The organism is Pseudomonas sp. CBZ-4 (assembly GCF_000346755.1).
Lineage (GTDB): Bacteria > Pseudomonadota > Gammaproteobacteria > Pseudomonadales > Pseudomonadaceae > Aquipseudomonas.
In genome coordinates, this window is the sequence record NZ_ANNV01000167.1 from 23,013 (window position 1) to 42,755 (window position 19,743).

Consider the following 19,743-nt stretch of genomic DNA (forward strand, 5'->3'; position numbering starts at 1 on the left):
ACGGGCTCGCCGGCCGCGCACTCAAATGGCCGCAATCAAGTGAACATGTCCGGCCCGAAGTCCTCGATGCCTTCGTGACGCAGCGTCTGCGGGAGCTGCTCCCTGAAGCGGCTTATCTTCTGCTGAAGCTCGGCGCTGTAGGTGCCGTCCGGGTTGTCGGGGGGGAAACTGAACTTGATTGGATATACATTCTCCGAGGAAAGGTAAGGGGCTTTCATCGGCCCCTCCACTTCCGATTGCAGAGGCTGTAAACCGAGGGTCTCGGCGATGTTGAAGGCGATATCCAGGGTCTTATCCACCTTGCTCGCTGCGACCAGCACCTGGTTTTTTTCTCTGGGTGGCGTGACTGCACTGGATGCTGGGGGGAGCGCTTGAGTTTGATGGACCGGGGGCTGCGCTGATAACGACAGAGAATTGATACTGGACATGCTCGGTTCTCATGATGGAAGGGTGCGGTGACAGGCCTGCGGCCTTCCTGATGGTGTGCGCACAAACGCCGCACGATCAGGCTCATCGGGCGTGGTTGGAAATGCCCGCCTCGTGCAGCTTCGCTTGGAACGCCTGACGCAACTCGCCGATCTTTTTCTGCAATTCAGGGCTGTAGCTGCCGTCGCGTCGATCGGGTAGAACGCTGAAATTGCTGGTGATGTACTGAGCATTGCCATCGCCGAAGTCTTTAAGCCCGCGCACGCCAAAGTTGTACTGGAGGTTGAGGCCTTTTGACTGGGCGAGGTCATCGAGCAACTGGCGCGCCTTGGGATGGTCGTCGCGTTTCACCGTGAATTCGAGGTCAGGGTTTACACCGTCGCTCCTGCGGGAACCTGCCTGCGTTGCGTGAGCCGCCGACTGAAGCGTCATCGGGTTGGACACAGATGCATTGACTTGAAAATTCTGCATGAAAATACCCACATGTTGACGGCCGGGACTGACCAATCCCTCTGTGGCGACAGAGACTCCTTTGGTTCCCGGCAACCCTCTGCCACCCGGCCTACCTCCATCGCCGCCCCGCCATAGCTCGACAGCACCCGCTCAACCCGCCAGTCGCTTGGTCATCGGTATACACGCCAATACCAGCCCCGACGGTGAATGGTAGACCGCCTGTTCATCCCCCACGTATCCATGGCTCCGATAGAAACTCGCGGCATTCAACGTCGCATCCAGCACCACCGTTTCAATCGCCATTTGCCGAGCCAGATGTTCCAGGTGATCGAGCATGGCCTTGCCATACCCGCGCCCGGTGAATGCGGGCAGCACAAATAGCGCGCCCACTTCATTGTTGTCCAGGTCAAGCATCCCGGTGACGACCGGCTCGCCCTGCAACCACCCCAGGTAAAAGGGTTTGTCCATGAGCGCGCTGTAGCCATCCTCTGCCGAGCCCCGGGTCCAAAGCGCCATTTGCTCAGCCGTGTAGGCACCGATGCATTGGTTGCGAATGGCTTGGAGGCGGATGTCAAAGGCGGTGCAGGCGTCTTGTGGTGTCGCCCGCTTGATCTCGAGCATGGTGTTCTCCCTTTTTACATAACGGTCTATCGCCATCCTTCGGGCAACAAACAGCATCACTCATCGACCAACCTTTGGGAACTCAACCCCGCTGAATACTCACGTAAGGAGATTGGGCGGCCTTTTCAATCGGACAATACAAATCCGCCCGGTTTGGTGACGACGCTCACTGTGAGCTTCTACCCCGACCGCCCCGACGGGACTTACAGCCCTAAACACTTGGAAAACGTGAACCGTTTTGGCGAGCAAGTCAAAGCATGGCTGGATGCGCTAGGTATCGTGAATGCAGGCCCGGTCGATTGATCTGCAACGTTCGAGGTTGCCTGAGCTGCCGCAATCGCGGCAGCTCCACGACCAGCAACGCTGTCCATGAGCACACGCCTGCTTCCGGCCACAATGTCAGGTCACACCCTCTTCGCTTGAGCCACGAAACTATTTGTTTCAGTCAATGACCCGTCCTACGGAACCAGAGACGTTGCATATTCCACTCAATGGCACGATCAGTTCGATGGTCAATACACAGATCAACCCATGGAAATTAACGATGTCCACTATTCAGCCGTTCCAGCCCGTGTACAACTCGCAGGCATTGCAAGCCGCCCCCGAAGAATTGCGCATCGGCTCGGGGCAGAATGAGAAAAGCGAGAAAACAGTCCGATTCACAGTGCGTTCGAAGGACGATTATGAAAAGGCCATCAACCTTTTCTATGAACTCGCCAAAGAAAAAGATGTACAAATCCGAAACCAATCCACTTACGCCGAAACCAGCGACTATGGCGGCGGAAAAGGGGCTTATTACACGGTGACGTTCGAATACCGACCAAACCTTCCTCACATCAACGAAAGCAAGGAGGAGTGGAACAAAAGGACTGATCTTAACCCTGAGTTCCAGCAAAAACTTCGTGAGGCGAACATTCGCAATTACGCCCCTGAAGAGTAAAGGACTGCCCCCCGGACAATCCAAACCGTACCTGCAGCCCTGAACTTCAGCAGAAGATCAGCCGATTCAAAGAGCAGTTTCACCAGACACGGCGCCGGAAGGCGTTGAAGATATAGGGCCAGATATATTCACCTGATCACCAGCGTTTGAGCCGGCACGGGAATCACCCCGTGCCGTGAGTGCGATGTTTCTCTATCATGTCGCCTTTCACTCGCCCCCGGGAACGCACCATGCCCCTCACCCTGCGCAACGCCCTCCCCGCCGACGCCGCCCGCTGCTTTGCAATCGAAACAGGCGCCTACGAAGGCGACGAAGCCGCCACCCTGGAAAAGATCGCCACGCGCATCAGGCTATACCCGGAAGGTTTTCTGATCCTCGAGGCCGATGGCGAGGTAGTGGGATTCATCAACGGCGGCTGCGCCCACGACGTGGTGATGTCGGACGAGGCGTTCAAGGAACTGGTGGGGCATTCGGCCGACGCGCCGAATGTGGTGATCATGTCCGTGGTGGTTGACCCGGCGCACCAGGGCAAGGGCTATTCCACGACGCTGATGAACGCGTTTGTACAACGCATGCAAGCGTTGGGGAAAAACACCATCCATCTGATGTGCAAAGACCGCCATGTGCCGCTGTACCAGCGCATGGGCTATCGCTATGTACAGCCGTCGGCGTCGGAACACGGCGGCATGGTGTGGCATGAGATGGTCATGGATCTCTGATCGCCCACCCGGTAAAGGACTACCACGATGTTCATCGGACGCCTCGCCCAACTCACCCACTGCACGCCAAAAGCCATCCGCCTGTACGAACAGCTGGGGTTGATCAACGAACCCCAGCGCAGCGGCCGTTACCGCGTGTACAACGCACACCATGTGCAGATGGTGCAACTGATCCGCAAGGCGCAGGTGGCGGGTTTCAAGCTCGCGGAAATGGGCCCGTTGATTGCCGCAAAAAATGCGCTACAGGCCTTTCCGTTGGACTTGGCCAATGCGGCGGTCGATGCCAAGCGCCTGGATGTGAGGGCAAGAATCAGCGAACTGCAAGCATTGGACGTCCACCTCGCCGGGCTCAAGTGCCAGATGAATGAGCTGTTCACCCCTCATACGGCTGCCCCCCGCGCCTGTCCAGATACGCAAACGCCTCGCGCAACGCCTGCTGCGGCGGGCGCGGATTGAATCCCAACTCGGCCTTGGCTTTGTCAATGTTGTATTCCTGGCGCACACCATGGAACAAACGCACCTGACTTCGCATCAGCTGGGCGGGATGCCCAGTGAGGCGGGCCCAGCGCTCTTGCAGCCAAGCGATGGCCAGCAGCAACCGACGCGGCGCCTGTGGCGGCGCTCGCACACCCAATACATCGGCCAGTTCAGCCAGCGATGACGAGCGCTCATTGGCGAGGATATACCGCTGGCCTGCACGGCCCTTCTGCGCGGCGAGCAGCATGCCGTTGGCGACATCGCGCACATCGACAAAATTGAAGTGAAAGCCTGGGTCCAGCGGCACCTTGCGATCCTTCACCGCCTGCAAAAAACCCAAGGTATCGGTCAAGCGCCCGGCGTTGGGGCCGATCATCGCCGAAGGCAATACCGAGACCATCCACAACCCCAACGCATTCGCGGTTTGCCACGCGAGCTGTTCGCTGAGGATTTTCGAACGGTAGTAGGCATTCTCAGCCTCCTCACACCACCGGGTTTCATCCAACGCGCTACCGTCATGCCCCACCGCTGCCACGGAACTGACATACACCACGCGCTTGACCCCTGCACGGCTGGCGGCCTGCAACACACACCGTGTGCCCTGCACATTGGGCTCGACGATCTCGGCCTCGGGATTTTTCGCCCAATGCTTGAACACCGCCGCCACTTGAAACAATACCTCGACGCCGTCGAGGGCCTTGCCTAGTGCTGCCTCATCCAGCAGCTCGGCGTAGACCACCTCACACGCGAGCCCTACGAACGCGGCCTGCTGATGGATATCGCGCACCCCGGCACGGACGGTGTGACCTTGCCTGAGCAGCGCCCTGACCAGCGTATTGCCCAGGTGCCCATTGGCCCCCGTCACCAGACACAACATGCTTATCGTCCTTTTTTCGCTTAAAAAACCCTGCGCTATGCGCAGCGAAAAAAAGCATACAGTCTGTCCCGTGGGGCAGAGTCAAGCGGGCGTCAGGCCCAGGGCTTTGCCAAACAGCCGATTGCCGTGGGTCTCGCCCTGGAAGGTGTAGGTCGGCGCGCCCAACAGCGCGTAGCCGCGCCGAGGGTAGAACGCCAGCGCGCGCTCATTGCCGTCCCATACGGTGGCCCACAGCAATGAGGCACCCTCCAGTGCAGCGCGTTGTTCGGCGGCTTGCAGCAGGCGGTAGCCCATGCCCAACCCGGTAAAACGCTCCTGGATATACAGGCGCTGCAGCTCGGCAACATCCGCCGCCTCAATCATCGCGTGACCGGTGTTGAGTTTGACCTGGGCGAAGCCAACCAGGTGGTGGTTGCACTCGGCAACCAGCAACGCAATGCCAGGCTCAGCCAGCAGCCGCGTGATGGCCTGCGGCGAGAACGCTTGCAGCGCCTCATTGGCGATCGCATTGCGGATGCCTTCGGTGGCGTAGGTGTCGAGGAAGACCTGCATGCCCAGCACGCCAATACACAGCGCGTCCTCAGCCGTTGCGGGACGAATCATGATGTCTCTGGACATGGTTTACCAACTCCCCGAAGCGCCACCGCCACCACTCGAACCACCACCGCCCGACGAGCTGCTGCTGGAGCGGCTGGAACCCGAGCTTGACCCACCGGCAGAACCCGACCCCGACCCCGTGCCGACCTTGCCAAAAATACACAACGCCGCAAACGAGGCGATGGGGAACGCGAACAACCAGCCGTTACGGCCCATGTCCAGCACATACACGGCCGCGCCATACACCGCCACGGCCGCCAGCAAACGTGCGACAAAACCTGCGCGGCTGTGTTTCCAGGCGTCTTTCATGAGCACCAACAGGATCAGGTACAACCCCAGCACAGCCAGCGCCGCCAGCGGATACACCAGCCAGTGGATGAAGTTGACGTCGGCATGGTGTTGATCAACCACCACCAGCCCGAGGATGTAGGCCAGCAACCCGAGCACGCAGTAGAACACCGTGCGCGCCAGCCACAACGCACCAAAGGTGGCGCCGCCGATCAGCATCGTCAGCGGCATGAGCAGCAGGGACAACGGCCAGGCCTGCCCACCGCTGAAAATCGTCAGCAGCACCGTGGCCGCCACGGTCGCGATCAGGGCGCGACGCCAATGCAGCTTCCCAGCGGCGAGTAGCACGCCGCCAAGGGCGCCCAGAACAAACGCCAGCAACACCGCCAGCGCCCGCGGCCCGGTCGCCGGCCCCGCCACATCTGGCAAGTCGCCGCCGTCCACCAGCACGATCAAGTCATTGACGGCGAGGCTCACACCGCCCGCGTAGTCGCCCTGGCGAAACGCCGGGGTGATGTGTTCTTCGATGATGCGATGGCTCAGCAAGTCGGTGACGGTGCCTTCAAGACCGTAGCCCACTTCGATGCGCACCTTGCGGTCATCCTTGGCCACCAGCAGCAGGATGCCGTCATTGATGTCCTTGCGCCCCAGCTTCCAGGCACGGAACAGTTGGTTCGCATAGTCTTCGAGGCTGGCGCCGCCGAGGCTGGGCACCAGCAGCACGGCGACCTGCGCGCCTTTGCGCTGCTCGAGGGCGGCGAGCTGTTCTTTCAGACGGGTGGTGGTGCCGGCGTCCAGGGTGTTGGTGAGGTCGATCACCCGCTGATCAAGGGCCACGCCAATCGGCGAAGTGTCCGCCTGGGCGGCGCCCGACAGGCCTATGCAGACCAACGCCAGCAAGCTGAAAACGGATTGCCGCACAATCAACCACATACTTGTTACCTGAAGTTTCTTCCTGAAGGCGCCGACTTTACCCTATCGGCGCTATAACGCGTGACCCCGTGCCGTTGACTATCTAAACTCCGCCCACGCATAGCAAAACGCCATAACCGGGAAGCCCATGGACCTACGCCACCGCAACAACGTCAGTGTGATGGGCAATGGCGCCTCGACCCTGGTGTTCTCCCACGGTTTCGGTTGCAACCAGGCCATGTGGAACTACCTGGCGCCGCAGTTTGGCGCACGCTTTCGCGTGGTGATGTATGACCTGGTCGGCGCCGGCCTGTCGGACCTCAATGCGTTCGACAAGGCCAAGTACAGCACGCTGGAAGGTTACGCCCGCGACTTGAACGAGATCATCCAGGCCTTTGCGGTGGGCCCGGTGATTCTGGTCAGCCACTCGGTCAGCGCCATGATCGCCACCCTCGCCGACCGCCAGGCCCCCGGGCGTATCGCCGCCCATGTGATGATCGGCCCGTCGCCGCGCTATATCGATGCCGAGGGTTATGTCGGCGGCTTCAAGCGCAGCGATATCGACGACCTGCTCGATACCCTCGACAGCAACTACCTCGGCTGGTCCAGCGCGATGGCGCCAGTGATCATGGGCGCGCCCGGGCAACCGGCGTTGAGCGACGAACTGGCCAACAGCTTCTGCCGCACTGAACCGGAGATCGCCAAGCAATTTGCGCGGGTAACGTTCATGTCGGACAACCGCCAGGACGTCGCAGGCCTGAGCACCCCGGTACTGATCCTGCAATCGAGCGACGACCTGATCGCTCCGGTTGTCGTCGGTGAATACCTGCACAGCGTGCTGCCCAACAGCACCTATTGCCTGGTCGACAACGTCGGCCATTGCCCGCACATGAGTGCGCCACAGGCGTGTACCGCCGCGATGGACACCTTCCTTGCGCCGTGGGCCGCCCTCCATGCCGGCTAAGCTGTTCGACAGCGCCGCCTGCGCTCTCGCCGTCACCGCGCAAGACGGTGCGATCCTGCAAGCCAACGCGCGGTTCTGTGAATGGCTGGGGTTCAGCGCCGCCGAACTCTACGGCCGGCGCTTCCAGGACCTGCTGACCATGGGCGGACGAATCTTCCACCAGACCCACCTGGCACCGATGCTGCGCCTGCGCGGCAGTGTGACCGAAGTGAAGCTGGAGATGCTGCACCGCGACGGGCACAAGGTGACCGTGCTGCTCAATGGCCTCAAGCGCGAGCATGCGGATGGCGTGGTCTACGACCTGGCCCTGTTCGGCACCACCGACCGCGACAAGTACGAGCGTGAACTGCTCAACGCCCGCAACCTGGCCGAAGCGCTCTTGCAGGAAAAGACCGCCACCGAACTCGCCCTCAAGAGCGCCCAGGCCGAACTGAGCGAGGCCTATGCCATCGCCCAGCGCCGCGCGCTGTTTGCCGAGCAGATGGTGGCGATCGTCAGCCATGACTTGAAGAACCCGCTCACGGCAATCCGCATGGCTTCGGACTTCCTCAGCCGAGGCGAACGCAGTGCCAAGGAGCGCCAGTTGCTGGGGCATATCGCCCAGTCCTCCGAACGTGCCCAACGCATGATCGCCGACCTGCTGGACTTCACCCAGGCCCGCGTCGGCCACGGCATCAGCATCAAGGTGGCGCCACTCGACCTGCACGCCGTAACCCAGCAGGCCGTGGATGAATTGCGCGTAGCCTTCCCCAAGGCCACCCTGGAACATCACGCCGTGGGCAGTGGCGACGCCAGCCTGGACGCCGACCGCGTGCAGCAGATCATCGGCAACCTGGTGGCCAACAGCGTGGCGTATGGCGACCTGCAACGGCCCATCACCGTGACTTCGCAATTGGGCGATGGCGGTTGCACCGTGTCCGTGCACAACCATGGCGCGGTGATTCCCGAGACACTGTTGGACGGGCTGTTCGAGCCCATGACCCGCGGCACTGAACAAGGCAGCGACGTGCGCAGCGTGGGCCTGGGGCTGTATATCGTGCGGGAGTTGGCCAGGGTGCATGGCGGCGATGTGGCGGTGAGGTCTACCGTGCAAGACGGCACGTTGTTCAGTGTGCGTTTTGTGCCTGGCGGGCTTTAGGTTTCGCCTGTACCGCCGTCATCGCAGGCAAGCCAGCTCCCACAGGGGATTGGGTTTGCACGCCAGATCAGGTTTGCACCGATCAAACTGTGGGAGCTGGCTTGCCTGCGATGACGGCCGCCCAGCCACCACAGTTTCAACTGCCTACCTTCATCCGATGCCAAACACACTACCCTGCATCACCGGCTCCACACTCCCCGTCAACACCACACCCCCCTCGCCCGCCCACTCCACCGTCACCCTACCGCCATCGCAGTGCACCTGAACCCTGGCATCCAGCAAGCCACGGCGGATGCCATTGACCACTGCCCCACAACAACACGACCCCGATCCCAGCGGCACACCCCCGCCGCGCTCCCAGATGCGCAGGCGGATGTGCCCACGGTCCAGCACCTGCACGAAATGCACATTGGTCTTGGCCGGAAACAATGGATGCTGTTCCAGCGCCGGCCCCACCGCCGCCACGTCGACAGCCGTTATGTCGTCGACAAAAAACGTGCAATGCGGATTGCCCATGCTGCACGCCGCCGGCTCACCTTCGAGCGGCAAGGTGCGGGTATCCATGGCCTCGGCCAGCGGCACGGCCGCCCAGTCCAGCGACGGCTCGCCCATGTTGACCGACACCTGGCGCCCCGACGCCCGCACGCAGGTCAACAAGCCGCGGTCGGTGCGCAGCACAATCGAGTCGCTGCCGGTTTCCTGCATCAGGCGATCCGCCACGCCACGGGTGGCACTGCCGCAGGTTTGCAGCGGCGTGCCGTTGGGGTTCCAGAACTTGACCCGCGCCGCCGCATCGTCGCAATCGAGGACCACGGCCAGCTGGTTGAAGCCGATACCGGTATGGCGGTTGCCCAGGCGGCGGGCGATTTGCGCGGTGATCGGGTCGGCCTGGCCACGGCGGTCGATGATGATGAAGTCGTCGCCGTGGGCGTGCATTTTTACGAACGGCAAGGGCATGGGTTGTCCTTTAGTCGACCAATGGGGGAAGTGAAGGATACTCTGAACCGGCCAGACCTAATCGAGAGCACAGCATGCTTATTGTTTTCAGTGGCCTTCCCGGCACCGGCAAAACCACCATTGCGCAGGCGCTGGTCCGCCAGGCTGGAGCGGTTTACCTGCGTGTAGACGTGATCGAACAAGCGCTTCGCAACGCCCGTGTGCTGGTCACCGATGTAGGTGCCAGCGGCTACGGCGTGGCCAATGCGCTGGCACTGAGCAATCTGCAGCTGGGTCATACGGTGGTTGCCGATTGCGTCAACCCGGTCAAGGAAAGCCGCGAAGCGTGGCAACAAATCGCGGCGACTGCAGGTGTGGCGCTGCTGGATATTCAGGTGATCTGCAGCGACCCGCACGAACATCAACGCCGTGTCGAAACCCGTACGGGTGATATTGCCGGATTGACGCCGCCCACCTGGCAATCCGTACTGGCCCATGAATACGAGCCCTGGGATGTATGGACATTCGACACCGCCTTGATCAACCCGGCGCAGGCGGTCGAAGCGCTGCTCGCAAGAATGAGTGCCCCCTACAGCTAAAGCGTCGCGCCCATCGCCTTCATCAGCACCAGGTCCCGCGAGTAGATATCCGGCGCATACACCAAGCCACCCTGGCGATCCACTTCCACCGTCCAATACCCCAGCAACACCGGCACCGGCGTGGCCAGCCTGAATTCATGGGTCACACCGCTGGCCAGCAGTTCATCGGTGCGCGCGCGCTCGGCCGGGGTCACCAGCAGGTCGCGCAGCATCAACGGCTGTTCGACCCGCACACAGCCCGAGCTGAATGCCCGCGGGCCCTTGCTGAACAGGGGCTGGCTGGGGGTGTCGTGCAGGTACACCGAATACGGGTTGGGAAAGCGCATCACGATCTTGCCCAACGGGTTGCGCGGGCCGGCTTCCTGGCGCAGGAGGATGTTGCCGGGGCGTGCCCAGTCGATCTGTTCGGGCGCCAGCGGGCGGCCTTCGGGGTCGAGTACTTGCAGGTTTTGCTGGCGCAGGTATTCGGGGTTGAGGCGGATCGCCGGCAGTTTGTCCTCGCGCATGATGGTGGGCGGGATGGTCCAGGTGGGGTTGAGGGTCAGCCGGGTGATGCGCGACTTGAGCAGCGGCGTCTGGCGTTCGGCGCGGCCGACTTGCAGGCGGGTTTGCCACACCGGGATGCCGCTCTGGTACACGCTCAGTTGCGCGGCGGCGACGTTGACCAGCACGCCTTCGGGCTCCAGGTCCTGGGCCAGCCAGCGGAAGCGTTCGAGGTTGATGCGCAGTTGCTCGCGGCGGATCGCCGGGCTGATATTCAACTCGGTCACCGTGCCGGCGCCGATCACGCCATCGGCTTGCAGGGAATGGCTGAGCTGGAAGGCCTTGACCGCCTTGACCAGCTCATCGCGATAGAGTTTGCCGCTCGGCGCGCTGGCCAGGTAGCCGCCGCTGACCAGGCGCCGCGCCAGGTCAGGCACGCGGGCGTCTTCCGTGCCGGGGCGCAGCAAAGGGCCGCTGGCGATCGGGTCCCAGTGCGGCAACGGTTGCAGGCGCACAGTGGAATAGGTGTTGCGCAGGCTGCGGTACAAATCGGCGCTGGGGCGAGCCTGGTCAAACCCTTGGGGCATGTCTTGCAGGCCGGCGGCGGCGAAGGCCAGCACTTCGGTGTTCGCGTCACGAGTCGGCGGCTGGGAGTGCCACAGCGGTTCGAAGCGCGATTGTTGCAGGCGGCCGTAGTGCAGATCCTGCAGGGCTTGCAGGTACTGGCGGCTGCTGTCGATATCGCTGCACAGCACGTTGGCCGTGGCGTCCGGCGCAGGCAGGCTATAGTGGGTGGGGTCCAGGCCGTCGTCGGCAAGCAGCAACAGTTGGGCCTGCAATGCCTGCCGGCGTTCGGCGGACCACAGCGCTATATCGCCCTGCTGCTGGTAGAACGCTTGCAGACGCGATTGGCTGGCGGCATCGATGTGCGGCGCCAGATGGGGGCACACCGCAGGCAGTGCCGCCAGCGCTTGTTGCAGCGGGCTGGCGGAAACAATGGGTACGGCTTCCACCGGCAGCTCGTCGGCTGTCGCGACCAATGGTGCAACGAGCAGGCAAATGCTCAAGTAACATGCGTGTTTTTTGAACAATGGCTTTGCTCCAATCCACAGCGGGGGGATGTACTGTAGATGCTGACTTTTTTGTGCCGCCTCGGCTTGATTACCGTGAGCCTGGCCGCGTTGAGCAATATTGCGCTCGCCGCCAATGGCAACCCTCCTACCTTGTATAGCAGCCTGGCGCGCTCGGCTCCAGAACTCAATCCCACTGTATTGAAAAGCGCCCTGAGCGCCATGCAGTGTGCGGTCAATAATGGCGAGGAACGCTCCGAACGCCTGGCCGTGATTGACTACTCCCAGCCTTCGACCGCCCGTCGGCTGTGGATCTTCGACCTGCGCAAAAAGACCCTGGTGCTGCGCGACCTGGTGGCCCATGGCGCCAAGTCCGGGGAAAACTTCGCCACCCAGTTCTCCAATCGCGAGGGCAGCCATCAGTCCAGCCTGGGCTTGTTCCGCACCCAGGAGAGTTACCTGGGCACCCACGGTTATTCGTTGCGCATGGACGGCCTGGAGCCGGGCTTCAATGATCAGGCCCGCGACCGCGCCATCGTGATCCACGCTGCCGACTATGTCAGCCCGCTGTGGAGCAAGCGCGAAGGCCGTATCGGCCGCAGCCAGGGTTGCCCGGCCGTGCGCCCGCAGGTGGCGCGCCAGGTGGTGGACAAGCTCAAGGATGGCCAGTTCATGTTTTCCTGGTACCCGGACCAGCATTGGCTGAAGTCCTCGACGTACCTCAACTGCAAACCCCAACAGGTGGCGAGTAGTCGTACAATCCGTGGCGGATAGCCTGTCCCCATAGATAAAAGAGAGCAACCCATGCTTCTACACCAATCCACCTGGATCGAAATCGGGCAGTTCCTGGAGCGCAGCCGTACGGTGGTGATCCCCATCGGCTCCAATGAACAACACGGCCCGACCGGCCTGCTGGGCACCGACTGGATGTGCCCGGAGATCATCGCCCATGAGGCGCAGAAGAACGCCGACATCCTGATCGGCCCGACTTTCAATATCGGCATGGCCCAGCATCACCTGGGTTTCCCCGGCACCATCTCGCTGCGCCCTTCCACCTTTATTGCCGCGATTGGCGACTGGGTGCGCTCGCTGGCCGGGCACGGTTTCGACAAGATCCTGTTCCTGAACGGCCACGGCGGCAACATCGCCACGATTGAAGCGGCGTTTTCCGAGCTGTACGCCGAAGCGAGCTTCGCCCGCCGTCCGGCCGGGTTTGCCTTGAAGCTGGTGAACTGGTGGGACCTGGAAGGCGTCAACGCCCTGGCCCAGCAGCAATTCCCGGTGGGCCACGGCAGCCACGCCACGCCGTCGGAGATTGCGGTCACGCAGTGGGCCTACCCGGCGTCGATCAAATCGGCCGAGTACTCGCCGCAGATCGCCAATACCGGGCCGATTCGCGAAGCGCTGGACTTCCGTGCACGCTTCCCCGACGGGCGCATGGGCTCGGATCCGGCGCTGGCGACGGTGGAGAAAGGCGGGGCGTTGGTGGCGTTGGCGGCGAAGGGGTTGATCGCGACGGTCAACACGTTCAGCAACGAAGCCAAGCCCTAGGCCACACACAGATCAAAAAATGTGGGAGCGGGCTTGCCCGCGATGAGGGTGTGTCAGCCCAAGCATTTGTTGGTTGATACACCGCTATCGCGGGCAAGCCCGCTCCCACAGGGTTTGTGTGTGTGTGCAGACTACTTGCACTCCTGCGCCACCAACTCCAACCGCGACGGCGTCAGGGTCGATGCCAACGGCTTGCGCTCATACAGGAACACCTTGGTGCCATCCTGGCTCTTGTACGCCTCCAACACATCATCCGCCGCAATCTTGCTGGTCAACACCACCTTGGCGTGGCGCGAGTTCTGCGTGACCGTCGAGGTGATGCCGTGCTTTTCCAGCTTGGGCAGGACGCATTGGGTATAGCCTTCGGGTGTCTTGGTGGTTTGCAGAGTCAGCGTCGGAGCATTGGGAGCAGACACACACCCGGCCAGCCACAACGAAGCAAAGGCCAGGGCCGGGACGAAAAAAGAGCGCATAGAAATTCCTGGAAAATAATCAAAAAATCACATCAACCGGCTTGGACCAACGCCTTGAGCGATGCGTCAAACTGGCGCAAGGCCGCTTGCTGTACATCCCGCTGCTGCTCGATCTGCGCGGCAATTTCGGGCGCCGCCTTGTCATGCACCCACACCGACGGCACTTGCTTGTACACCGAGCCTTCGGCCTTGGCGATGTATTGCAGGCTCGCGTTATAGAACCGCGCAATAAACCGCGCCTCGACCCGGTCGTTTCGCTGGGTCAGCAGTTGATTATGGGTGTCGAGCATCACCACCACATCCGGGTGCGCCTGCACCAGGGCATCCAGCGTGTCGTAGACCGTCACCGAGACAAAGGCGCCTTGCAGCGACCCCATCAGCCAATCGATGGCCAGTTCCGGATCGGAGCTATTGACGAACGCCTGGCGGATACGCTCGTCGAGGGCATCCTTGGCGCCGTTCATGGCCATGTCGTGGTAGCGTTCAAGGTAGCTGAGGTTGTCGCGGGTGCTATCACTCAACAACACACCGACCGATTGCGCGTGCTGCAGGGAGTCTACGCTAGCGTCGATGGGTAGCAAATGGCCTGTTCGCAGTTCATCGGCAATGGCGGCGTTGTTTACGGCCACAGTGCCCAGCATCAGGGCCATCAATGCCAGCTGGATAATCGTCCTCATCGCGCATTTCCTTGAACAGCGTTTCGATGGGGCAATTTTGCGCTTTTGCGCAAAAAACAGAACTTGCAATCGGTGATGGTGACTATTATCTGAACCGATAGTGCCTACATAAAAATAGATAAGGACCCGACCATGAAGCCCCACCAGAAAACCTTCGACCGCATCCGCGAAGCCGTTCTACCGGAGTTTCGCGAGCGGGTCGCCGATTACCTGGTCGACTATGAAAGCGTCTTGCAGGACGAAACCGCCGACGCCGATCAGCGCTGCGCCAGTGCCCAGCAATTGCGCGGCTACCTGCGCGGCTTGAACACCATGCGCGTGCTGGGCATGGCCGACTGGGAAGACCTGGACCGCCGCGTCGCCCAGGAATGGCTGTAACCCCTAGAGCGCAGGGCGCGGCAGGTTGACCCAGGCCTGCACCGACGGCCGTTGCCACTGGCGTTGCGCATAGGCGACCAACTCGGCGGGCACGCTGTCACCGTTCAGGATCAGGCGATTGAGCATCACCGCCAGATCCACGTCGACAATCGACCAGGTGCCGAACAGGTAGTCCGGGTTACCTGCCAACAATGCTTGCGCCGCAGCGATCAACTTCTGCGCTGCCGCCTGGGCCACGGGCGATAACGGCGGCATCTTCTGCCCGCAGAACACCACCAGCGTCGAACGTTCCTGGCGAATCGGCAGCAAATCGCTGCGCAGCCACGCCTGCACCTGCCGCGCCCGCGCGCGTTGCTTGGGGTCGGCCGGGTAGAGCGCTGGCTCGGGATAGGTCTCTTCCAGGTACTCAGTGATCGCCGACGATTCCGACAGTGCAAAATCGCCCTCCTCCAGGGTCGGCACGCGCTGGGTCAGGGACAGCCTGGCAAAGTCGGCCGTCTGGTTTTGCGCGGCGTCCAGGTCCAGGGTCACGGTCTCGAAGGCCAGGCCTTTTTCCCGCAGGGCCACAAACACAGACATTGCATAGGGGCTGGTGAAAAGATTATCGACGTACAGGCGCAGCGAACGTGGGTGCATGGCAGGGCTCCTCGGGTGAAAGCCCACGCTACGAGATCTGCGGCGGGAAAGACAATGGCAGGTTTTTATAGGGGTATTCCTGGCGGGAATGACCTACCCGGCGAACCCGCCCTTGTCCAAAAATGCTTGCTCCTCCTCAGTACTGGCGCGAGCCAACACCTGATTGCGATGAGGAAACCGCCCAAAGCGCTGGATAATCTCGGCGTGCTCCTTGGCCCAGTGGTAGGTGTTGGCGTCCAGCGTCTGGTTGAGGGCCAGGGAACGCTGCTGGTCCGCCGGGTCTTCCGAATGCTCGAACGGCAGGTAGCAGAACGCACGCAACGCAGGCACGATCAACTGATCCCACCCGGCCTCGACCATGCGCCCGGCATACAGGCGGGCCAACGGGTCGGTGGCGAACATATGGGCCGTGCCGCGAAAGGCATTGCGCGGGTATTGGTCGAGCAGGATCAGCAGGGCCAGGGCGCCTTCTGCCGAGTCCAGCCAGCTTTCCAGCTCGCGGCGGGCGGCTTGCAGGTGGGCGCTGTGGAAGGTGTCGCGAAAGCTGGCGTCGAAGGCCTCGTCCTTGGCGAACCAGCGTTTGGGGCCGGCGTTTTGCCAGAAGTCGATGACGGATTGTGGGGTGGTCATGGTGAGGGCCTGTGAAAACGATTTGGCAGACGTTAGCAGAGTCGAGCAGACGACGCGGCCCAATGTGGGAGCTGGCTTGCCTGCGATAGCGGTGGATCAGCCAGCATTTGTGGCGATTGACACGACGCCTTCGCGGGCAAGCCCGCTCCCACAGTTTTGATCGGTGCACGGCGCAGAAACCGGCAACAGGCAGATTAATGTTATACGATAACACCCGACTTTCACCCTACCCTGCGACCCTTGCCCATGCCCGACGCTGCTCCCCTACGCCAACGCCTGCTTTCCATCGACGCCCTGCGCGGCCTGGTGATCCTGTTCATGCTGCTGGACCACGTGCGCGAAACCTTCCTGCTGCACCGCCAGGTCAGCGACCCGATGAGCATCGACAGCACCGAGCCTGCGCTGTTTATCAGCCGCACCCTCGCCCACCTGTGCGCCCCGGTGTTTGTCTTGCTCACCGGCTTGTCGGCATGGCTCTACGGCCAGAAATACCAAGGCCGCCGCGACGTGTCGGCGTTCCTGTTCAAGCGCGGCTTGTTCCTGGTGCTGCTGGAATTCACCCTGGTCAACTTCGCCTGGACCTTCCAACTGCCGCCCAGCGTGATCTACCTGCAAGTGATCTGGGCGATTGGCGTGAGCATGCTCGCCCTTGCCGCACTGGTATGGCTACCGCGTCCGCTGCTGATCGCCGTGGCGATTGCGCTGATTGCCGGGCACAACCTGCTGGATGGCCTGCACTTCGCGCCAGGTTCGATGTTGCAAAATGGCTGGGCGATCCTGCATGAACGCAGCTGGATCGACGTGGGCGACAGCCTGCGCCTGCGCATCACCTACCCGGTGTTGCCGTGGATTGGCGTGATTGCCTTGGGCTATGGCCTGGGCCCGTGGTTTGCCAATGGCGTGCAGCCGGCGTCGCGTCAGCGCTACCTGGCGCTGGCGGGCGTGGGGGCGTTGGTTGGGTTTGTGCTGTTGCGTGCGCTCAATGGCTACGGCGAGAAGCCTTGGCAGGCGTATGAGAGTGGTGTGCAGACGCTGATGAGTTTTTTCAACGTGACCAAGTATCCGCCGTCGCTGTTGTTCCTGGCGTTGACGCTGGGGATGGGGTTGCTGCTGTTGCTGGCGTTTGAGCGTGCGGGGCATAAGCGGTGGATTGGCATGCTGGCGACGTTTGGGGCGGCGCCGATGTTCTTTTATCTGCTGCATCTGTATGTGTTGAAAGTGCTCTATGTTGCTTGTGTTGCGTTGTTAGGCCTCAATCATGGCAGCTATTTTGGCTTCGATGGCATTGGCGCGGTGTGGTTGATAGCGTTGCTGTTGCCGATTGCACTGTATCCGCCAGTGCGCTGGTTCGCCGGGCTCAAAGCAAGACGCCGCGACCTGGCTTGGCTCAAATACCTCTGAACACTCGGTTGCTCTTCTGTGGGAGCTGGCTTGCCTGCGATGCGGGCACCTCGGTCTTTCAGTCATACCCAGGTGATGCTATCGCAGGCAAGCCAGCTCCCACAGAAACCGGTGCCCACATGTTCAGGCGGTGTTATGCCAATTCGGCACGCAGTTGACGGGCTGCCGTGACCATATGAATCAACGCCGCCTCCGTCTCCGGCCAGCCACGGGTTTTCAAGCCGCAATCCGGGTTCACCCACAAGCGCTCAGCTGGAATCCGCTTGGCCGCCTTGCGCAACAGGTTGGCCATTTCCGACGCATCCGGCACCCGTGGGGAGTGGATGTCATACACCCCCGGGCCGATTTCGTTCGGGTAGGCGAAGGCTTCAAACGCGTCCAGCAACTCCATGTCCGAGCGTGAGGTCTCGATGGTGATCACGTCGGCGTCCATCGCCGCGATGCTTTCGATCACATCATTGAACTCGCTGTAGCACATGTGCGTGTGGATCTGGGTTTCATCGCGCACGCCCGAGGCACACAGGCGGAACACTTCGGTGGCCCAGTCCAGGTAGTGCTGCCACTGCGCCTGGCGCAACGGCAAGCCTTCGCGGAACGCCGCTTCGTCGATCTGCACGATCTTGATCCCGGCGGCTTCCAGGTCCACCACCTCGTCGCGGATCGCCAGGGCCAGTTGCCGCGCCTGTTTTTCGCGGCTCACGTCTTCGCGTGGGAAGGACCACATCAGCATGGTCACGGGGCCGGTCAGCATGCCCTTCATCACCTTGTGGGTGAGGCCTTGGGCGTAGCGGATCCACTCTACCGTCATGGCTTTCGGGCGGCTCAGGTCGCCGAAGATCAGCGCCGGTTTCACGCAGCGCGAACCGTAGCTCTGGACCCAGCCAAAGCGGGTGAAGACATAGCCGTCCAACTGCTCGGCGAAGTACTCGACCATGTCGTTGCGTTCGGCTTCACCGTGTACCAGCACGTCCAGGCCGAGGTTTTCCTGCACTTCGACGGCGTGCTTGATCTCGCTGTGCATGGCTTCGACGTATTCGGCTTCGCTCAACTTGCCGGCCTTGTACGACTGGCGTGCCAGGCGGATCGACGCGGTTTGCGGGAACGAACCGATGGTGGTGGTCGGGAACAGCGGCAGGTTGAGGCCGGCGCGCTGTTTCTCGATGCGCTGGGCGAACAGCGACTGGCGCTGGCTGTCATCTGCCGTGATCGCGGCGACGCGGGCTTGCACCGCAGGTTTGTGGATGCGCGGCGAAGCAGCACGGGAGGCTTGCACCGCGCGGCTTTGCGCCAAAGCGGCCAACACGTTGGAGGCTTGCGGCTCGTTGACCGCTTGTGCCAGCACCGCCACTTCGGCGCACTTCTGCACGGCGAACGCCAGCCAGCTTTTCAGCTCGGCATCCAGCTTGTCTTCGCGGGCCAGGTCGACCGGGCTGTGCAGCAAGGAGCAGGACGGCGCGACCCACAGGCGATCACCCAACTTGTCATGGGCGTGCTGCAAGGTAGCCAGGGCTTTCTCCAGGTCGCAGCGCCACACGTTACGGCCGTTGACCACGCCCAGGGACAGCACCTTATAGGCCGGCAGGCGGTCGAGAATGGTCGGGTACTGTTCCGGTGCGCGCACCAGGTCGATATGCAAACCATCGACGGGCAGGTTGGCGGCCAGGCCGAGGTTCTCTTCCAGCCCACCAAAATAGGTGGCCACAAGCTTTTTCAGCGGGTCGCGCTGGATCAGGTTGTAGGCACGCTCAAACGCGTTTTTCCAGTCTTGCGGCAAGTCCAGTACGAGGATCGGCTCGTCGATCTGCACCCACTCCACGCCCAGGTCGGCGAGGCGCTGGAAAATCTGGCCGTACAGCGGCAGCAGGCGATCGAGCAGGTCCAGCTTGTCGAAATCAGCGCCCTTGGCCTTGCCCAGCCACAGGTAGGTCAGCGGGCCGATTACCACCGGCTTGACGTTGTGCCCCAGTTCGCGGGCTTCCTGCACTTCTTCGAAGAGTTGATCCCAGCCGAGGTGGAACTGCTGGTCAGCGCTGAATTCAGGCACCAGGTAGTGATAGTTGGTGTCGAACCACTTGGTCATTTCCTGGGCGTGGGCGCCGCCGCAGCAGCTGTCGCTGACGCCACGGGCCATGCCGAACAGGGTGTGCAGGGTGGCTTGGCCATCGGCCGGGCGGAAGCGCTCGGGGATCACGCCAAACATCAGCGAGTGGGTCAGCACCTGGTCGTACCAGGCGAAATCCCCGGCGGGCAGCAACTCGATGCCGGCCTGTTTTTGCAGGTCCCAATGGGTCTTGCGCAGGTCGCGGCCAACGGCACGCAAGCCGGCTTCGTCAAGCTCGCCCTTCCAGAACGCTTCCTGCGCTTTTTTCAGTTCACGATCGCGTCCAATGCGCGGAAATCCCAGGGAATGAGCGACTGCCATGACTTACAACTCCGATGTCGTTATGTATGGCAGCTATTGTCGGCACACCGCGATAGTGAGACAAACTCATATTAT

General features: G+C 61.8%; 23 protein-coding genes. 10 read left to right on the forward strand and 13 right to left on the reverse strand.

Annotation, left to right across the window (positions count from 1 at the left end):
• Positions 1 to 35: 35 nt before the first annotated feature.
• The 3 genes from B348_RS0125845 to B348_RS0125855 all read right to left on the reverse strand — a co-directional run bounded on the left by B348_RS0125845 (position 36) and on the right by B348_RS0125855 (position 1,500).
• Positions 36 to 428: a hypothetical protein gene (locus B348_RS0125845; RefSeq protein WP_017738928.1), complete on the reverse strand. Its 393-nt coding sequence runs from the start codon at positions 426 to 428 to the stop codon at positions 36 to 38.
• Positions 429 to 510: 82 nt separating this feature from the next.
• Complete coding sequence (locus tag B348_RS0125850; RefSeq protein ID WP_157356558.1) at positions 511 to 897, reverse strand: hypothetical protein; 387 nt, start codon at positions 895 to 897, stop codon at positions 511 to 513.
• A 132-nt stretch (positions 898 to 1,029) separates the two neighbouring features.
• Positions 1,030 to 1,500 carry a GNAT family N-acetyltransferase gene (locus tag B348_RS0125855; RefSeq protein WP_026137069.1) on the reverse strand — a complete coding sequence of 157 codons (471 nt, stop codon included), beginning with the start codon at positions 1,498 to 1,500 and terminating at the stop codon, positions 1,030 to 1,032.
• A 544-nt stretch (positions 1,501 to 2,044) separates the two neighbouring features.
• Between B348_RS0125855 and B348_RS0125860 the strand changes: the two genes are divergently transcribed.
• From B348_RS0125860 to B348_RS0125870, 3 genes are all read left to right on the forward strand, one after another.
• Positions 2,045 to 2,440, forward strand: coding sequence for a hypothetical protein (locus B348_RS0125860; protein ID WP_017738931.1), 396 nt, complete (start codon positions 2,045 to 2,047; stop codon positions 2,438 to 2,440).
• A 230-nt stretch (positions 2,441 to 2,670) separates the two neighbouring features.
• Positions 2,671 to 3,159 (forward strand): GNAT family N-acetyltransferase, encoded by a 489-nt coding sequence (locus B348_RS0125865; RefSeq protein WP_017738932.1) that lies wholly within the window; start codon positions 2,671 to 2,673, stop codon positions 3,157 to 3,159.
• A 27-nt stretch (positions 3,160 to 3,186) separates the two neighbouring features.
• Positions 3,187 to 3,615, forward strand: a complete 429-nt coding sequence (locus tag B348_RS0125870; RefSeq protein WP_026137070.1) for a MerR family transcriptional regulator — start codon at positions 3,187 to 3,189, stop codon at positions 3,613 to 3,615.
• On the opposite strand, the gene B348_RS0125875 is transcribed toward B348_RS0125870, so the two are convergent.
• The 3 genes from B348_RS0125875 to B348_RS0125885 all read right to left on the reverse strand — a co-directional run bounded on the left by B348_RS0125875 (position 3,533) and on the right by B348_RS0125885 (position 6,331).
• A complete protein-coding gene (locus B348_RS0125875) occupies positions 3,533 to 4,513 on the reverse strand; it encodes an NAD-dependent epimerase/dehydratase family protein (protein ID WP_017738934.1) in 981 nt (326 codons plus the stop codon). The two genes, B348_RS0125870 and B348_RS0125875, sit on opposite strands and share 83 nt — an antisense overlap.
• 81 nt (positions 4,514 to 4,594) lie before the next feature.
• Positions 4,595 to 5,116, reverse strand: coding sequence for a GNAT family N-acetyltransferase (locus B348_RS0125880; RefSeq protein ID WP_017738935.1), 522 nt, complete (start codon positions 5,114 to 5,116; stop codon positions 4,595 to 4,597).
• A gap of 18 nt (positions 5,117 to 5,134) precedes the next feature.
• On the reverse strand, positions 5,135 to 6,331 hold the full coding sequence (locus tag B348_RS0125885; RefSeq protein WP_017738936.1) for a YgcG family protein: 1,197 nt from the start codon (positions 6,329 to 6,331) through the stop codon (positions 5,135 to 5,137).
• A 127-nt stretch (positions 6,332 to 6,458) separates the two neighbouring features.
• On the opposite strand from B348_RS0125885, the gene B348_RS0125890 reads away from it, so the two are divergent.
• Together B348_RS0125890 and B348_RS0125895 are read left to right on the forward strand one after the other, a co-directional pair.
• Positions 6,459 to 7,274, forward strand: a complete 816-nt coding sequence (locus B348_RS0125890; RefSeq protein ID WP_017738937.1) for an alpha/beta fold hydrolase — start codon at positions 6,459 to 6,461, stop codon at positions 7,272 to 7,274.
• Positions 7,264 to 8,412, forward strand: coding sequence for a PAS domain-containing sensor histidine kinase (locus B348_RS0125895; protein WP_017738938.1), 1,149 nt, complete (start codon positions 7,264 to 7,266; stop codon positions 8,410 to 8,412). Before B348_RS0125890 ends, B348_RS0125895 begins: the two co-directional genes overlap by 11 nt.
• 150 nt (positions 8,413 to 8,562) lie before the next feature.
• Here the strand turns inward: B348_RS0125895 and dapF are convergent, their stop codons facing one another.
• The gene (dapF, locus tag B348_RS0125900) at positions 8,563 to 9,369 is read right to left on the reverse strand and encodes a diaminopimelate epimerase (RefSeq protein ID WP_017738939.1); all 807 of its coding nucleotides are present in this window, start codon (positions 9,367 to 9,369) and stop codon (positions 8,563 to 8,565) included.
• Positions 9,370 to 9,443: 74 nt separating this feature from the next.
• Between dapF and B348_RS0125905 the strand changes: the two genes are divergently transcribed.
• Complete coding sequence (locus B348_RS0125905) at positions 9,444 to 9,947, forward strand: AAA family ATPase (protein ID WP_017738940.1); 504 nt, start codon at positions 9,444 to 9,446, stop codon at positions 9,945 to 9,947.
• Here the strand turns inward: B348_RS0125905 and B348_RS0125910 are convergent.
• A complete protein-coding gene (locus B348_RS0125910) occupies positions 9,944 to 11,521 on the reverse strand; it encodes a murein L,D-transpeptidase (RefSeq protein ID WP_017738941.1) in 1,578 nt (525 codons plus the stop codon). The genes B348_RS0125905 and B348_RS0125910 overlap by 4 nt on opposite strands.
• 39 nt (positions 11,522 to 11,560) lie before the next feature.
• Here B348_RS0125910 and B348_RS0125915 point away from each other — a divergent pair, with 39 nt between their 5' ends.
• Together B348_RS0125915 and B348_RS0125920 are read left to right on the forward strand one after the other, a co-directional pair.
• The gene (locus B348_RS0125915; protein WP_017738942.1) at positions 11,561 to 12,274 is read left to right on the forward strand and encodes a murein L,D-transpeptidase catalytic domain family protein; all 714 of its coding nucleotides are present in this window, start codon (positions 11,561 to 11,563) and stop codon (positions 12,272 to 12,274) included.
• Positions 12,275 to 12,304: 30 nt separating this feature from the next.
• Positions 12,305 to 13,051 carry a creatininase family protein gene (locus B348_RS0125920; RefSeq protein WP_017738943.1) on the forward strand — a complete coding sequence of 249 codons (747 nt, stop codon included), beginning with the start codon at positions 12,305 to 12,307 and terminating at the stop codon, positions 13,049 to 13,051.
• Between the two features lie 131 nt (positions 13,052 to 13,182).
• Here the strand turns inward: B348_RS0125920 and B348_RS0125925 are convergent, their stop codons facing one another.
• Positions 13,183 to 13,524: a hypothetical protein gene (locus tag B348_RS0125925; RefSeq protein ID WP_017738944.1), complete on the reverse strand. Its 342-nt coding sequence runs from the start codon at positions 13,522 to 13,524 to the stop codon at positions 13,183 to 13,185.
• A 32-nt stretch (positions 13,525 to 13,556) separates the two neighbouring features.
• Positions 13,557 to 14,201: a hypothetical protein gene (locus B348_RS0125930; RefSeq protein WP_017738945.1), complete on the reverse strand. Its 645-nt coding sequence runs from the start codon at positions 14,199 to 14,201 to the stop codon at positions 13,557 to 13,559.
• Positions 14,202 to 14,333: 132 nt separating this feature from the next.
• On the opposite strand from B348_RS0125930, the gene B348_RS0125935 reads away from it, so the two are divergent.
• Complete coding sequence (locus tag B348_RS0125935; protein WP_017738946.1) at positions 14,334 to 14,579, forward strand: hypothetical protein; 246 nt, start codon at positions 14,334 to 14,336, stop codon at positions 14,577 to 14,579.
• A 3-nt stretch (positions 14,580 to 14,582) separates the two neighbouring features.
• Here the strand turns inward: B348_RS0125935 and yfcF are convergent, their stop codons facing one another.
• Together yfcF and B348_RS0125945 are read right to left on the reverse strand one after the other, a co-directional pair.
• A complete protein-coding gene (gene yfcF, locus B348_RS0125940) occupies positions 14,583 to 15,215 on the reverse strand; it encodes a glutathione transferase (protein ID WP_017738947.1) in 633 nt (210 codons plus the stop codon).
• A 93-nt stretch (positions 15,216 to 15,308) separates the two neighbouring features.
• On the reverse strand, positions 15,309 to 15,845 hold the full coding sequence (locus B348_RS0125945; protein WP_017738948.1) for a DUF924 family protein: 537 nt from the start codon (positions 15,843 to 15,845) through the stop codon (positions 15,309 to 15,311).
• 246 nt (positions 15,846 to 16,091) lie between these two features.
• Here B348_RS0125945 and B348_RS0125950 point away from each other — a divergent pair, with 246 nt between their 5' ends.
• On the forward strand, positions 16,092 to 17,246 hold the full coding sequence (locus B348_RS0125950) for a DUF1624 domain-containing protein (RefSeq protein WP_017738949.1): 1,155 nt from the start codon (positions 16,092 to 16,094) through the stop codon (positions 17,244 to 17,246).
• 133 nt (positions 17,247 to 17,379) lie between these two features.
• Here the strand turns inward: B348_RS0125950 and metE are convergent, their stop codons facing one another.
• Positions 17,380 to 19,668 carry a 5-methyltetrahydropteroyltriglutamate--homocysteine S-methyltransferase gene (gene metE / locus B348_RS0125955; RefSeq protein WP_017738950.1) on the reverse strand — a complete coding sequence of 763 codons (2,289 nt, stop codon included), beginning with the start codon at positions 19,666 to 19,668 and terminating at the stop codon, positions 17,380 to 17,382.
• Between the last annotated feature and the right edge of the window lie 75 nt (positions 19,669 to 19,743).

Excerpts from the sequence above, each read along its gene's own strand:
- B348_RS0125845 (WP_017738928.1), bottom strand. The coding sequence starts at position 428 with ATGTCCAGTATCAATTCTCTGTCGTTATCAGCGCAGCCCCCGGTCCAT.
- B348_RS0125850 (WP_157356558.1), bottom strand. The coding sequence starts at position 897 with ATGCAGAATTTTCAAGTCAATGCATCTGTGTCCAACCCGATGACGCTT.
- B348_RS0125855 (WP_026137069.1), bottom strand. The coding sequence starts at position 1,500 with ATGCTCGAGATCAAGCGGGCGACACCACAAGACGCCTGCACCGCCTTT.
- B348_RS0125860 (WP_017738931.1), top strand. The coding sequence starts at position 2,045 with ATGTCCACTATTCAGCCGTTCCAGCCCGTGTACAACTCGCAGGCATTG.
- B348_RS0125865 (WP_017738932.1), top strand. The coding sequence starts at position 2,671 with ATGCCCCTCACCCTGCGCAACGCCCTCCCCGCCGACGCCGCCCGCTGC.
- B348_RS0125870 (WP_026137070.1), top strand. The coding sequence starts at position 3,187 with ATGTTCATCGGACGCCTCGCCCAACTCACCCACTGCACGCCAAAAGCC.
- B348_RS0125875 (WP_017738934.1), bottom strand. The coding sequence starts at position 4,513 with ATGTTGTGTCTGGTGACGGGGGCCAATGGGCACCTGGGCAATACGCTG.
- B348_RS0125880 (WP_017738935.1), bottom strand. The coding sequence starts at position 5,116 with ATGATTCGTCCCGCAACGGCTGAGGACGCGCTGTGTATTGGCGTGCTG.
- B348_RS0125885 (WP_017738936.1), bottom strand. The coding sequence starts at position 6,331 with ATGTGGTTGATTGTGCGGCAATCCGTTTTCAGCTTGCTGGCGTTGGTC.
- B348_RS0125890 (WP_017738937.1), top strand. The coding sequence starts at position 6,459 with ATGGACCTACGCCACCGCAACAACGTCAGTGTGATGGGCAATGGCGCC.
- B348_RS0125895 (WP_017738938.1), top strand. The coding sequence starts at position 7,264 with ATGCCGGCTAAGCTGTTCGACAGCGCCGCCTGCGCTCTCGCCGTCACC.
- dapF (WP_017738939.1), bottom strand. The coding sequence starts at position 9,369 with ATGCCCTTGCCGTTCGTAAAAATGCACGCCCACGGCGACGACTTCATC.
- B348_RS0125905 (WP_017738940.1), top strand. The coding sequence starts at position 9,444 with ATGCTTATTGTTTTCAGTGGCCTTCCCGGCACCGGCAAAACCACCATT.
- B348_RS0125915 (WP_017738942.1), top strand. The coding sequence starts at position 11,561 with ATGCTGACTTTTTTGTGCCGCCTCGGCTTGATTACCGTGAGCCTGGCC.
- B348_RS0125920 (WP_017738943.1), top strand. The coding sequence starts at position 12,305 with ATGCTTCTACACCAATCCACCTGGATCGAAATCGGGCAGTTCCTGGAG.
- B348_RS0125925 (WP_017738944.1), bottom strand. The coding sequence starts at position 13,524 with ATGCGCTCTTTTTTCGTCCCGGCCCTGGCCTTTGCTTCGTTGTGGCTG.
- B348_RS0125930 (WP_017738945.1), bottom strand. The coding sequence starts at position 14,201 with ATGAGGACGATTATCCAGCTGGCATTGATGGCCCTGATGCTGGGCACT.
- B348_RS0125935 (WP_017738946.1), top strand. The coding sequence starts at position 14,334 with ATGAAGCCCCACCAGAAAACCTTCGACCGCATCCGCGAAGCCGTTCTA.
- yfcF (WP_017738947.1), bottom strand. The coding sequence starts at position 15,215 with ATGCACCCACGTTCGCTGCGCCTGTACGTCGATAATCTTTTCACCAGC.
- B348_RS0125945 (WP_017738948.1), bottom strand. The coding sequence starts at position 15,845 with ATGACCACCCCACAATCCGTCATCGACTTCTGGCAAAACGCCGGCCCC.
- B348_RS0125950 (WP_017738949.1), top strand. The coding sequence starts at position 16,092 with ATGCCCGACGCTGCTCCCCTACGCCAACGCCTGCTTTCCATCGACGCC.
- metE (WP_017738950.1), bottom strand. The coding sequence starts at position 19,668 with ATGGCAGTCGCTCATTCCCTGGGATTTCCGCGCATTGGACGCGATCGT.